This window comes from Rhodopirellula sp. J20-39, assembly GCF_057365095.1.
In genome coordinates, this window is the sequence record NZ_CP195123.1 from 3,628,978 (window position 1) to 3,641,807 (window position 12,830).

General features: G+C 56.4%; 11 protein-coding genes. 4 read left to right on the forward strand and 7 right to left on the reverse strand.

Annotated features, from left to right (window positions below):
• Positions 1–114 precede the first annotated feature (114 nt).
• The 5 genes from ACR3ZL_RS13175 to hemP all read right to left on the reverse strand — a co-directional run bounded on the left by ACR3ZL_RS13175 (position 115) and on the right by hemP (position 4,059).
• Entirely contained in the window at positions 115–1,440 is a 1,326-nt protein-coding gene (locus ACR3ZL_RS13175) for an ATP-binding protein (RefSeq protein WP_473652679.1), read from the reverse strand.
• Positions 1,441–1,547: 107 nt separating this feature from the next.
• Positions 1,548–2,366: an RsmE family RNA methyltransferase gene (locus tag ACR3ZL_RS13180; RefSeq protein WP_473652677.1), complete on the reverse strand. Its 819-nt coding sequence runs from the start codon at positions 2,364–2,366 to the stop codon at positions 1,548–1,550.
• A 2-nt stretch (positions 2,367–2,368) separates the two neighbouring features.
• On the reverse strand, positions 2,369–3,124 hold the full coding sequence (locus tag ACR3ZL_RS13185) for a hypothetical protein (RefSeq protein ID WP_473652676.1): 756 nt from the start codon (positions 3,122–3,124) through the stop codon (positions 2,369–2,371).
• Between the two features lie 183 nt (positions 3,125–3,307).
• Positions 3,308–3,769 (reverse strand): hypothetical protein, encoded by a 462-nt coding sequence (locus ACR3ZL_RS13190; RefSeq protein WP_473652675.1) that lies wholly within the window; start codon positions 3,767–3,769, stop codon positions 3,308–3,310.
• Positions 3,766–4,059, reverse strand: coding sequence for a hemin uptake protein HemP (gene hemP, locus ACR3ZL_RS13195; RefSeq protein WP_473652674.1), 294 nt, complete (start codon positions 4,057–4,059; stop codon positions 3,766–3,768). Before hemP ends, ACR3ZL_RS13190 begins: the two co-directional genes overlap by 4 nt.
• A gap of 194 nt (positions 4,060–4,253) precedes the next feature.
• Between hemP and ACR3ZL_RS13200 the strand changes: the two genes are divergently transcribed.
• On the forward strand, positions 4,254–5,057 hold the full coding sequence (locus ACR3ZL_RS13200; protein ID WP_473652673.1) for an NAD(P)H-hydrate epimerase: 804 nt from the start codon (positions 4,254–4,256) through the stop codon (positions 5,055–5,057).
• Here the strand turns inward: ACR3ZL_RS13200 and ACR3ZL_RS13205 are convergent.
• Positions 5,054–7,738 carry an FAD-dependent oxidoreductase gene (locus ACR3ZL_RS13205; RefSeq protein ID WP_486173537.1) on the reverse strand — a complete coding sequence of 895 codons (2,685 nt, stop codon included), beginning with the start codon at positions 7,736–7,738 and terminating at the stop codon, positions 5,054–5,056. The genes ACR3ZL_RS13200 and ACR3ZL_RS13205 overlap by 4 nt on opposite strands.
• 640 nt (positions 7,739–8,378) lie before the next feature.
• On the opposite strand from ACR3ZL_RS13205, the gene ACR3ZL_RS13210 reads away from it, so the two are divergent.
• The 3 genes from ACR3ZL_RS13210 to thiC all read left to right on the forward strand — a co-directional run bounded on the left by ACR3ZL_RS13210 (position 8,379) and on the right by thiC (position 11,846).
• The gene (locus ACR3ZL_RS13210; protein ID WP_486173538.1) at positions 8,379–9,749 is read left to right on the forward strand and encodes a NupC/NupG family nucleoside CNT transporter; all 1,371 of its coding nucleotides are present in this window, start codon (positions 8,379–8,381) and stop codon (positions 9,747–9,749) included.
• Positions 9,750–9,960: 211 nt separating this feature from the next.
• Complete coding sequence (gene rpiB / locus ACR3ZL_RS13215; protein WP_473652669.1) at positions 9,961–10,431, forward strand: ribose 5-phosphate isomerase B; 471 nt, start codon at positions 9,961–9,963, stop codon at positions 10,429–10,431.
• Positions 10,432–10,520: 89 nt separating this feature from the next.
• A complete protein-coding gene (thiC, locus tag ACR3ZL_RS13220) occupies positions 10,521–11,846 on the forward strand; it encodes a phosphomethylpyrimidine synthase ThiC (protein WP_473652668.1) in 1,326 nt (441 codons plus the stop codon).
• 306 nt (positions 11,847–12,152) lie between these two features.
• On the opposite strand, the gene ACR3ZL_RS13225 is transcribed toward thiC, so the two are convergent.
• Positions 12,153–12,674, reverse strand: coding sequence for a response regulator (locus tag ACR3ZL_RS13225; RefSeq protein ID WP_473652667.1), 522 nt, complete (start codon positions 12,672–12,674; stop codon positions 12,153–12,155).
• Between the last annotated feature and the right edge of the window lie 156 nt (positions 12,675–12,830).

Here is a 12,830-nt window from a genome sequence, read left to right on the forward strand (position 1 = left end):
TCGGTGAATGCGGCGACGAAAGTGACAAAGGTGATTGCTGTGTTTGGCGAGTCGTCAAAAGGATCATGTCAGCAACCTTGAACGAGTACCGAGTCGGTTCTATTTGAGTCGGTTCTATAAAGCGCTGAAGTAATTTCGGCACGCTTGATCGAGGTATTCCGGACGCAACGCGAGCGGGATTTTTCGGTAGCGACAAAAACTGGCTACCTGAGTCAAAAGGTCTCGCGGGTGGCACCGGCGAACGGGTCGTTTCTTGGTTTGGTAATAGTTCAGCAGATGTTCGGCCGCTTCCGGTGTTTCAGGGAAGCCCATTTGGTTGGCAACCACCTTCATCAACGTGCGGAATTCGTTGGCTGTCGGGTCGTCGACGAAGATCTTGTAAGGCACTCGGCGCAAGAACGCTTCATCCACGAGATCATCCGGATTCAAGTTGGTCGAGAACATGATGAGTTGTTCGAACGGAATTTGAATCTTCTTTCCCGTTGGCAGCGTCAGGTAGTCGCAGCGACTTTCTAGGGGCACGATCCAACGGTTGAGCAGTTCTTCGGGAGCGATCCGTTGACGTCCAAAGTCATCGATCAACAGGCAGCCGCAATTGCTTTTCATTTGCAGCGGTGCTTCACACATGTTGGATCGTGGGTCATGGCGCACTTCCAGGTTATCCATCACCAATTCACCACCGACGACCACGCTTGGCCGTTGGATTCGCACCCATCGTTTGTCCCACTCTTGGGAATTGAGTAGTTGTCCGTCGCCTTCGGGAACTGGAGCTTCTTTGTGGAAGGCGTCGTCTTTCAGTTTGATTAGGTTGCCATCATCCAGAATCGCGTGTGGGATCCAGATTTCTTGGCCTAGGCAACGGGTTAGACTGCGAGCGATGGTGGTTTTGCCGTTACCGGGAGGGCCAAACAGGAACAGACCCGTGTTGCTGTTGATGGCTGGTCCGAGTTGGTCCAGCAATTCGTCTTGATAAGAAATTTGTGATAGCGACGCACGCAATTGATCGCGGTCAATCGGGTCGACGCCGGCGGCTTGCGCTTCGACGCTTAGTGTGTAGTCGGCCAATGGCACGGGAGCGGGGCCGACATAGCTGCACTGGGCCAGATGTTGTTGAACCCGTTTTTGGCCGTGCTCAGTCAACGAATAGTAATAATCGTTGAAAGCGGCCGGGCGAACGTGAGCGACAAACTTGCGAGTGCGCAGTGCGTCGACAATGGGCTCGACGATTCGGAAAGGCAAACCCAATCGTGTAGCAACGTTTCGGCCGCTGATCGTGCCGGCCAAGTGAACCGTCTTCAATAGCAATGCTTCGACGAAGCTGATCGACAGCCCAAGTTCGTTCAGTGTGGCTGGTTCGGCAGGCCAAAACGTGTCGTCCGTCAACAGTCCGCCTAACGCGGATGTTTCGAAACTGTGGGTGTCGGTCATCAATGCAGTCATCGGACTCAAGCGGGTTCGCGTGTGTTTGAGGCGGGTGGGTGCCCGACCTGAGGGTCAAAAGTCCACTATGGATTCTTGGCCTAAGCAAACGTAGCTTGCGTTTTGAGTCAGTCGATTAATATTCGCGATGCGATCAGAGAAGCCGCCGTTTCAATCCGGAGAATGCGTTTTCCTAGGTCGACCGCCGCAATCGGAACGTCAAGACAGCTTTGCAGTTCTTGGTCGGTTAGCCCGCCTTCGGGGCCGATGACCGCATAGCATTCCGGTTTCGCGTCAACCAATGACTGCGCCGAAGAGGTCGGTTGTGACGACGGGGCGGTTTCGTCCGTTCGCACGGTTTGTTCTGGCGATGAGGGGACGGTGCTATCAATCCCGAGCAGCGTTTGCGGATCCAGCGTAGCTTGGCCGCCAGGCATCGCGACAAACGCGGGCGGCAGTGGACTGGCCGTTTGAAACTTCCTTAGCCAGTCGGCAAACGTCATCGATGGCAGGATTCGCATCAAATGATTGCGGCCAGACTGTTTACATGCTTCGATGACGATTCGCTCTAGCTTGCCGATCAGATTTTCGCTGGGCCCGCGTTGGGTTCTTTCGAAAGTCAATGGCTGGATTTGGTCGACGCCTAACTCCGTTAGCCGTTCAATCATCTCCTTAGCACGGTCTGGTTTCGGAATCGCGGTGGCGAGAGTCAGCCGGATCGACGGTTCCCGATCGACTGAAACGATCTGCTCAACACGGCAGGTGCACGATCGTTTGGAAACGCTCGCGATTTCGGCTTCCGCTTGATTACCGCGACCGTCGAACAATTCGATCGTGTCGCCCACGCTGACGCGCATGACCCGGGCCGCGTGTGATGCTTCCTCGTCGGGAAGTTCAGCGATGCCAGCGTGCTTGGCTAGATCGGGAACAAAATATCGACGCGTCATCTCTATCGCCCGCTGCCCATCCAGCCATGGGCTTGCATGCGGCGTACCACTTCGACCCGAAGCTCACCTTCGGCGGCTTGCAAAGCGTTTCGATAGTTGGCGCGGGCCATTCGTAGATTTCCTTTTTCTTCCGCATCGATGCCGCGTTGCAAGGATGTGTAGGCTTTTTGTTGACGGGCGTCGTGTTGCTTCGCTAGCCGCTGTTGGATATCGGCGTGGCGTTGGTTTTGTTGATAGGCCAGGTCTTGTTGGCCGGATGAGGTTACCGGCGGAATCGCCTGGATGAAACCCGCCGGCCGGCCACCAACGATAGGAACAATGCCGGTCACATAAGGCCGGACGGTTTGATTCGTGATGTTGCCGGGCAGACCATCCGTCGTGGTCAACGATGCCGTTGTGGATGTGTTCGATCGGCTGCTGCCTTGGTTCAGCGAGAGGCCCAGGTTGCCAGACCAACCGCCTTTCTGGAAACCAATCCCGGTTGTGGCGCCAGCATTCGGATCGAACCCGCCAAACGGCGGCGGGGCTTGGTTGCCATTGAAGTTGGCAAAGAACCCAGGACCCTGGACTCCCCAGCCCAATGAATAGCCCTCGTAAAACGAGTTGCCCAAGTTTTGAGCCGGGACTTGGCTCTGGATTAGTTGGGCACTAACGCTGGACGATGCGAGCAGCGTGATGACGGCACAAGCGAAGACTGCGGCCAGGCGTGGGGCTGGACTCGCGAGAAGAACAGAGCTTGGCTGGGAGAAGCGTTGCATGACCGATTGCCTTGATGAGAAGAAGTGGCAATCGATTGTACCAGACCGCAGCAATCTGGAAATTGAGCGTTTGGTTGAAAACCCCCGTTGGTGTCCAGCCTTCAGGCTGTTCAGGCGTTGGACTTGGGAATGGGGTGATGCGGGGGAGCTGTGTGTGACAGGCTGGAGCCTGGAGTCCAGCGATTATGCCGAGGCGGCTTGATCCGGGGTGAACGGGATCACCATCGCGATGGATTCGTCGCTGGGGATGACCGCTGCACGTCGGGCGCGTGTTGGTTGGCGAGGTGCACGTTGGGTTGAGGTTGGCACCACGGTGCACCGCATCATCGACCACTGTTGTTCCGACATTTCCAGTTCACTTTGCGTGAACCAACCCACAGCGGGGCTGAATGTTTCTTGCCGTAAGACAATGGGACGTTCCTGAACGGCCGCCAGCTTTTCGCAGAACAATCCATCGCTGACCAGCGAGCTGGAGCTACCCGCCGCGGGTGTCGCGCTGGATGTTTCAGAGCTGTTCGGATCGTGCAAATGAAGTGCTGGCCCGGGAGCGTTTGCTGCACCGGACATCGATCGCATGACGACCACCAATCTTGCTTGATCGGTGTCACCGGGGACGACAGACAAAATGGTTTCTTGGTACTTCATTTGGTCAGAATTAGCTTTCCCTGGCGAGTACGCCGGAGTCGGTAGATTTGGCCTTCATTCTCGATCCAGATCTCGTCGCCACATCGTGCTAGCGTTTCGAAGCGGACCATTTTGAACGATTGCGAAGAATTAGGACCGACATTCACCGATTGCAAGGCCGAGTCAGCGGGCACGCTTTCCGTAGGCAGGCCGTCATTGGCGGCTGGTACGGTCGATGGGCTAGGCTCGGGATTGCCAGCGGATGGTGCAACGGGTTTCGCGCTGTCATCGGTAGGCTGGCTGGTTGACATGGAAATGGTCGATCCGTCCACAGGAACTCGTTACAACGGGATCGGCATTGGCGTGCAATGCGGGGACTCCGCCAGCAAGGTCGCTCTGATCGTCAGAGTGCCTCGCCAATACTGATTTAACACAATGTAGGTAGTCATAAATCACTCGGCAAGCCTTATTGCGAATGATTTGCATTAAAAAGAGAGAGGTGTCTGTGACCGTCACTTTAGCCGAAGCTCAGCGCTCAGGATGGCCGTATTTGTCGGTCGAGCAGTCGCGTCAGGTGGACGTCGAGGCGATCGAAAATCACGGGATCGCGGGAATCGAATTGATGGAAAACGCCGGGAAAGCTTGCGCCGATCGGCTGCTGGAGTCGTTCGGCCAATTCGGATCGCTTGTCGGAAATGAGATTTCGCCGACCAAGCCGAGCACGCTGATTCTGGCCGGAAGCGGGAACAACGGCGGCGATGGATTTGTCATTGCTCGCCACCTGTTCGAAGCCGAATTTGACGTGAAGATGCTTTTGCTGGCCTCGCCCGAGCGACTGCGAGGCGACGCGAAAATCAGTTATGACCGAGCGATCCAAACGGGAGTGTCGATTCAATCGATGACCGATCCGGAGCAGATTACGGCGGTCGTGAAAGCTCACCCAGGACCGATTGTTGATTGCCTGTTGGGGACCGGTGCAAGCGGCGATCCGCGAGAACCCCACGCGTCCGCGATTCGGGCGGCAAACGAACCGGACGATACAGTGGCTGAAAAGCGGGCTCGTCAATCGCCGATCTCCGCGGCCGTGCAACCTGGACAACTGCGGCGAATCGCGATTGACCTACCGTCTGGATTGAATGGCGACACGGGTGAGCCGGGCGAACCGACCTTTCGAGCGGATTTGACGCTGACTTTCGTGACCGCCAAACAAGCCATGCGATACGACCACGCTCACGAGTGGTTGGGGAATGTCGAGATCATCGACATTGGACTGCCCGACGTGATGCTGCAGCGGCTGCGTCAGAGTTAGTGCGTTGCGACTTTGACGGGAACAGCGGCCCGGTCGATGGACACATGACGCAGCAAGGCACCAGCCACCGCCGCACCGCTTAAGTAGGCCGCTTCGATTCGCGGTCCACCACGCAGGTCGCCGCACCAATCGCCACAGGCGCCCAATAAGGTGGTCGAGTCCCACAAACAACTTTGATCGACGGGGTTCACTGGGCTGGCGTACCGCCAACGATGGGCCACCCCGTGGACGATGCGTCCGATCGGCCGGCCGATCGCACCGGTGAACGCTTCAACGAGCGCGTCGCGAACGGCATCGGGGTCTGCTTCGATTTGTTCGGTAGACCAGTCCGGTGTTGCGTGCAGGACCCAACTGGAAAGCGAGTTTGGGTCGCTCGAACATTCACGTGCGGGCAAGTTTCGGCCTGGCTTGGCATCGTTGCGGGCAACCCAGGCGAGTGGGCCTTGGTTGATGAAAGCACCGGCGTACGGCAAATCCGCGATGCCTTCGCAACGCAACATTAAGGTCCAGCACGGCCGCATTTCCACCTTCTCAATCGCGTCCGCAATCGGCGAATGGCTCGCCAGGATTGGATAGGCAAGTTTGGGTGGGCAGTTAACGATGACGGCATCGAAGACGCCGTCGATGGGACCTTGTTCGGTCGCGAGCTGATAGGTTGCGGGATCTTGCGGATGCTCACCATCGGTGCGCACAATCGACTGCACTCGACATTCGGTAGTGACGTCAAGATCCGAAGCTAGGTGGCGTGGCAACGTGTTCATGTCAGGCGTGCCTACATACCGCGGTTGGCCCAATTTCTCTTTCACGATCACACCATCGCGAAGCTCAACGACGGGAGCCAGCCACGGGGCCACGACTCCAGCATCGATCCAGGCCCGAACGTGTCGACCGAAGCGAGCATCGCGGGTTGTGAAGTACTGCGCCCCCTGGTCGAAGTAGGCCGCGTCGTCGGTGCCTTGCGGGGCATTCGCGTGATGGGTTGCTAATCGGCCACCGACTTCTATTGCCTTTTCGAACACACGAACTTCCAATCCGTGGTCGGCAAGAGTGCGAGCGGCGGCCAATCCCGCTAAACCCGCACCGATGATCGCAACCCGTGGCAGCTTGGCGGCGATCGGTCGGTCACACCGTTGTTGAAACTTGGAAAGATCCAACCGGCGTGAGTGTGATTCAATGGCACCGGGACGCACCCGGCCAAAGATCGCGTTTTCGTCGGAGTTGGGCGTGTCGAATTGACCGAAGCAACCCAAAATCCCGCCGTAGCTAGTGGGGCTTCGTCCGTCCAACGCGTATCGGTGGTTCAGATCGATGCAGTAGTTGAGTGCTTGTTTTGGGCATGCGGTCAGCGGCAGACACCACTTGCCCCAGGTCACGCGAAGATCGTTATGAAGTTCGCCATGCTTGAGCAAACTTCGTTGGGCCGCGTTCCAAAGCGGGTTGCTGGTTCGTCCACGAGCCAACGATTCTAGGTCCAGAGCTTGCTCGCGGCGGTCAGCCGCATGGTCGGCTAGCGACTTCTGTGCCCATTTAGGCAGTGCTGCCAACGAGTCGAGATCATGGACGCGATGTTGGCAAAAGTGAAAAGCAAGCTCGCGGCGAAACAACAATTCGTCCAGGAACTTGTCGATCGATTGTGTCGCTTTGGTTGACGACGTTTGGGGTGTTTCATGCGAGTCGATCGCGTTCCGCATTTCGATTGCGTCTCGTGCAATTCGAAAGGGGCTCACCATGCCGAAGTGCAGGTAAGCACTCAGTCGACTGCCGCCAAATGCGTCCGCCGCATCACTACTACGCAAGCCATATTCGGTAAGGCCGTGATTTCGGTAATGTTCCCAACGCTGATATCCGGCACGGGTTCCGCCAGGAGAATCGGCGACGGGACCGATCGTGTGGTCAATTTTGCAGTAGCGAACCAGTTCGGCAAGATTCGCGTTTTGTAGATCAAGTGGTTCGAAACCCAAGAACGCTTCATCCAGATCCAGTGGAACCAACTCGCCGGCGTCGGCACACCGATTGGATGGGTCGGCGGAGCCTGGTGTCGATGGTACCGATTGGTCGTAGTGACGAGACGCGATGGACAGGTAGGTCTCGCCCGTTCGCTCTTTGTAAAGTTGAAATTGGGTTAACCAGTCGGGCGCGGGGCTATCGGTGCCATTGAGTGCACTGACGTCTGTGTCAGAGTTAAGGTCAGGATGATGGACGAGGTCAGGATCGTCAAAAATGTCGTCAGCAGCGTCATCAATGTTGGTTGCGTCATTCTTATTGGAATCGCCCGACTGTTCCATCAATGCTGTCGCTTGTGACAACGGCACGATGCATGACGCGTCGACTGTCACCAGCGGTGTCGTGACCACGCTTGTTAACCGCTCGGTCCAACAAGCTAACGGCACAACTGGCATCGTCTCGGTGACCAAAACGGCGGCGCGGCGAGCGAGGTCGCGAAGATGGGGGCCGCGATGGCCTACGCGTTCGAGGTGAAACGCATAGGGAATGCCGGCCAACTTAAGTTCACGTTGGACGTCGCGTGCGGCCTGCAGGATGAAGACGTGATGACGGTCGGACGCGTATGGGTAATTTTCCGCAAGTCCGTGATAGACCAACAACGGCAACCCGTTTTGAACGGCAAGCTGAACGGCGACATCGAGTGCCGGGTTCTCATGCCCACGGACGGCGTTGTGCATCCAGTACAAAACGAACTCACCGGGCGGATGGTCCGTCTGGTCAGGCCGTTTTCGCCAATCACAGCGATGGGATAATCGTACAGGAAGCTGGAAGTCCAAAAGCTTGAATGCCTTTCAGTGCGACGTCGAGGGTGAAACGAAACCTTCCGTATCGTCTCACAAATCAAGCGTTTCGTTTAACGACAAACCGTAGTGGCCAGTCAACACGGCATTGGGCAGTGACAGGCGTTTGGAAAACCGGGCAGGACGCTGCCGTCGAATTAATCAGCCGCATGAGTGCTCAGGATGAGTGTGGGGATGAGCGAGTAAAAGAGTCTTAATGGGCCCAAAGTCATAAAGTACTCTCGGCAATCCGCAAATAAGTTTCACTTTGAAATCTATTGTAGGGTGCGTGCTAGCACGCACCCTACTCGTTATGGGGGAGAGCAAGTTTTTGTGGGGAGAGCTGGGTATTGGGGGCGAAATTTGCAAGTGCTGCGTTTGGCGACGCGACCAACGCGGCATCCATTGAACGTTACCATGGTTCCAGGCTGGTCCCGACGTTCCTTCGGCAGACGAACACGGCATCGGCCTCATGGACACGCAGTCTCGTGGACACATTGCCTTCATCGATAACGTCTTTCAATCCAGGAAGCCAACCTTGAGCGAACTCCTATCTCACGGCACCTGCGTTCTGGGCCTGGCGGTTTTTATCGGTTTGGCTTGGCTGGTTAGCACCGATCGCCGGCGTTTCCCTTGGCGAATCGTGGTCGGCGGATTGGGACTGCAGTTCGTTCTGGCGTTTCTGGTAATGCGAACCACGCCAGGGCACTGGTTGTTTTCCAAGATCGGCGACGGGTTTACCGCGGTGATGAAGAACGTCGACGTCGGTAGCGGATTTTTGTTTCGAGGCGGCGATTCGTTGGGCAACGGTTTGATTGCCACGTTTGCCTTCGGCGTCCTGCCGACGGTGATTTTCTTTTCATCGCTGATGAGCGTGCTGTATTACCTTGGCGTGATGCAGAAGCTCGTTGCGGCGATGGCGTGGGTGATGCGTTTCACGTTAGGAACCAGTGGGCCTGAAACGCTGGCGGCTGCGGCTAACGTTTTCGTCGGTCACACCGAGGCTCCGCTGGTCGTTCGCCCTTACCTAAACACGATGACCCGCAGTGAATTGTGTGCGATGATGACGGGCGGGTTTGCGACGGTGACCGGCGGACTGTTGGGCGCTTACGCAGGAATGGGGATCGACATCGGTCACTTGTTAACCGCTTCGGTGATCAGTGCCCCAGCGGCCCTGTTGATTGCCAAAGTGATGGTGCCGGAAACGTCTGAAGTGGATTCGACGCAAGAGCAAGCTGCGCGCCCGGACGCGGTTCAGCCGGCTTGCGAATCGAAGCTTTCTGACGCCAGTCATCCCAGTGTCGTCACTCCCGACGGCAAGACTCCCGGTGTCGTCAGCCCTGAAGTCATCATTCCTGGCGAACCGGCCAACGTGATCGGCGCGGCCGTGGAAGGGGCCAGTGAGGGAATGAAGCTAGCGCTGAACGTCGCGGCCATGTTGATCGCCTTTCTCGCATTGATTGCCCTGATCGATACGCTGTTAGGTGCGTTTTGCCAAACGGTGGGCTGGATCAGTGATGGGGGCGAGCCAGCGATGACGTTGGGGCTGTTGTTGGGTTACGTCGGCTGGCCGTTGGCGTGGTTGTTGGGCATTCCACCGGACGAGTGCATGGTGGCGGGACGTTTGATTGGCATGAAAACAGTCGCCAATGAATTTGTGGCCTTCCAACAACTTGGCGAGCTGATGAAGTCGCCGTCGCCTCCGTTGAGCGATCGGACCGCCAATGTGCTGACGTACGCGTTGGCGGGTTTCAGCAATTTTGCGGCGATCGGGATCCAGGTCGGCGGTGTGGGCGGATTGGCTCCGCGACGAAAAGCGGAATTGGCTCAATTGGGGATGCGAGCGATGTTCGGTGGGCTGTTGGCGTGTTGCATGACTGGCGCCGTTGCGGGATTGTTGCTTCGATAGCGCTGCCGCGTCCGCTCGGCTGATTTTTGCTCTGAATCTGAAAACGGCAGGCTTCGTGCCGCTTCGGAATTGGATTTTGGGTCGACCATTTCCGATTCTTTCGTCAGTGCCTAGACTATCGGGCCGTGCTGGTTCGGCTCGGTGTCATTTTGGCGTCGGTTGCTGGCCAGGCCAACATTTCTTACCGATTCCTCCACCCCCCACGCGTTTTATGTCTGACGGCGATTCCATTTCTCCTTTGCGATTGGCCGTTGGCGGCGATCACGCGGGTTTTCCTCTCAAACAAATGGTTGTGGAGCGTTTTTCAGGCGTCGTGACCGATTTGATCGATTGCGGTACGGATAACGAAGAGGCGTGTGACTATCCCGATTTTGCCGTTGAGGTGGCTGAGCGAATTCAGTCCGGTCAGGCTGATCGGGGACTATTGATTTGCGGCAGCGGAGTCGGCGTGAGCGTCGCGGCCAACAAAATCACCGGGATTCGGGCAGCGATTTGCCACGACACCTATTCCGCTCGCCAGGGTGTCGAGCACGACGATATGAATGTCTTGTGTATTGGCGGCCGGATCATCGGTAGCGAGTTGGCATTCGAAATTATCACTGCGTTTCTGAATGCCCGTTACACACCGCAAGAGCGTCACGCTCGTCGGCTCCAGAAGATTGTTGCCCTGGAAGAGGATTGAGCGGACTACTCGATCCGTCGCTGTCGCCGTATAAAGGGAGCGACCTGTTTGCTCCCGAATCTGCCTACTCTGAATATGAGTTCCCTATAATGACACAGTTGCTGGCCGCCCGTGCGGGCGAGATCACCTCCGAAATGGAGTTCGTCGCCAAACGTGAAGACCTCGCACCTGAGCTGATTCGAGACGAGGTTGCTGCCGGTCGGATGGTGATTCCGGCTAACAAAGTCCACGCTGCTGGTGCGTTGGAGCCGATGGCAATCGGGATCGCTGCGAAGTGCAAGATCAACGCCAACATCGGCAATAGCGCCGTGACCAGTAACGTCGGCGAAGAGCTCGACAAGTTGCACACCGCGGTTCACTTCGGTGCCGACACCGTGATGGATTTGTCGACTGGCAAAGACATCGACAACATCCGCCGTCAAATCATCGACAAGAGCCCGGTTCCAATCGGGACCGTGCCGATCTACCAAATGTTGGAAGAGCTCGGCGGCACGATCGAGGACATGAACGCTCAGCACTTCTTGGACATGGTCGAGCACCAAGCCAAGCAAGGCGTCGATTACATGACGATCCACTGTGGCGTCAAACTCGAGCACCTGCACCTGACCGTTAACCGCGTGACCGGTATCGTCAGCCGCGGTGGTTCGCTGATCGCCAAATGGATGATGGCTCACAACAAGCAAAACCCATTGCTTGAAGCGTTCGATGACTTGTGCGACATCATGCGTGAATACGACGTGACTTGGTCGCTTGGCGACGGTTTGCGTCCTGGATCGATCGCTGACGCATCCGACGACGCGCAATTTGCCGAGCTCGACGTGCTCGGTGAATGCACCAAGCGTGGTTGGGAAAAGGGAACTCAGGTCATGGTGGAAGGCCCCGGCCACATTCCGCTTGATCAAATTCAAATGAACATCGAGCGTCAAATCGAAGTGTGCCACGGTGCACCGTTCTACGTGCTCGGCCCCTTGGTCACCGACATCGCGCCGGGATATGACCACATCACCAGTTGCATCGGTGCAGCCAACGCTGGCATGCACGGTGCCGCCATGCTTTGCTACGTGACCCCGAAGGAACACTTGGGGCTACCGAACGAAGAAGACGTCAAGCAAGGCGTGATCGCGTACAAGATTGCTGCTCACACTGCGGACGTCGCTCGCAAACGTAAGGGTGCTCAAGAACGCGACGACGCCTTGTCGCGTGCTCGTTTCGCATTCGATTGGAAAGAGCAGTTTCGTTTGTCGTTGGATCCGGAAACGGCCCAGCGTTATCACGACGAAACGCTTCCCCAAGATACCTTCAAGAGCGCCCACTTCTGCAGCATGTGCGGACCGAAGTACTGCTCGATGAAGATCACCGAAGACATTCGTCAAATGGCGAAGGACAAGCAACTCGTCGAATTGCCCACTACGTAGTTGCCTACAAACTAGTTGCCCACTATCTCGTTGCTGGTAACGCAGCGGGAAGTGGCACGCACGTCATAAAAAAACGGTGACCACCTTTTAGGTGGCCACCGTTTTTTGTTTGTAAGTCAGGTGATTCAAATCCATTTGGTTCAGAACACCTTACCCGCAGTGGACAAGGTAACGAGTTCATAACGCCAATTACCACTTGGACTCGTAACCTCGTCCACTGCGTTTTTTGTCTGGACTCGTAGCTAGGTCGACTACGTTGGACTCGTAGTCTTGTCCGATACGTTTGTCGCTAGTGTGCAGGATGCACTAGGAAGTTGTGCGGTAGTATTCGATGGCTTCGGTGATCGTGTCCATGTCCACTGGTTTGCGGAACACGTCGCTGGCACCACTGGCAAGCAATCGGTCGCGGACGTTGCTGGAGTACATTCCGGTAACGATGAAAACCGGTATGTGCGAGAGCGATGGGTGGAAACGAATTTGTGACAACAAGTCATCGCCGCCGTCGTTGGGCATCACGAGGTCCAGCAGGATTGCAACGGGCTCGATTTCGAAAGCCAGTTGATAACCCTTGTCGGCTTCCTGAGCACTGGCAACGTTGTACCCGCGAGTTTGCAGGCTTAGCTTCATGCTCAAGGCGAAGTCTTGGTCATCATCGATGCACAAAACCCAGTCTTTGCACTTCGTTCCTTTGTCGGTCTTCGACTTAGCCCGCGGGTGCGACAGGAACTTGGGCGCCCGGACGACTCCCATTGATGATCGACGTTGCTTCGTCGCTGTATGAGATTCCGTATTGGGTGATGTTGTGATCGGTTCTGTGGTGGTCGTCATGAGCTTTTCCAAGTTGGATGCAATGTGTCAGAGAGGTTTGCAATGAGATTTACAGAGTGAGGTTGCAAAGAGTCGTAAGTAGGTGACATGTGAATCTGCTTCGTGGCTTCATCGTGAAGCCAGTCGTGCAACAGGGGTCGAAACCGAAGTCTCAAT

Bases quoted from the DNA above. Each gene is read 5' to 3' on its own strand.
- ACR3ZL_RS13175 (WP_473652679.1), bottom strand. From the start codon at position 1,440: ATGACTGCATTGATGACCGACACCCACAGTTTCGAAACATCCGCGTTA.
- thiC (WP_473652668.1), top strand. From the start codon at position 10,521: ATGACACAGTTGCTGGCCGCCCGTGCGGGCGAGATCACCTCCGAAATG.
- ACR3ZL_RS13185 (WP_473652676.1), bottom strand. From the start codon at position 3,124: ATGCAACGCTTCTCCCAGCCAAGCTCTGTTCTTCTCGCGAGTCCAGCC.
- ACR3ZL_RS13225 (WP_473652667.1), bottom strand. From the start codon at position 12,674: ATGACGACCACCACAGAACCGATCACAACATCACCCAATACGGAATCT.
- hemP (WP_473652674.1), bottom strand. From the start codon at position 4,059: ATGTCAACCAGCCAGCCTACCGATGACAGCGCGAAACCCGTTGCACCA.
- ACR3ZL_RS13190 (WP_473652675.1), bottom strand. From the start codon at position 3,769: ATGAAGTACCAAGAAACCATTTTGTCTGTCGTCCCCGGTGACACCGAT.
- rpiB (WP_473652669.1), top strand. From the start codon at position 9,961: ATGTCTGACGGCGATTCCATTTCTCCTTTGCGATTGGCCGTTGGCGGC.
- ACR3ZL_RS13205 (WP_486173537.1), bottom strand. From the start codon at position 7,738: ATGCACAACGCCGTCCGTGGGCATGAGAACCCGGCACTCGATGTCGCC.
- ACR3ZL_RS13180 (WP_473652677.1), bottom strand. From the start codon at position 2,366: ATGACGCGTCGATATTTTGTTCCCGATCTAGCCAAGCACGCTGGCATC.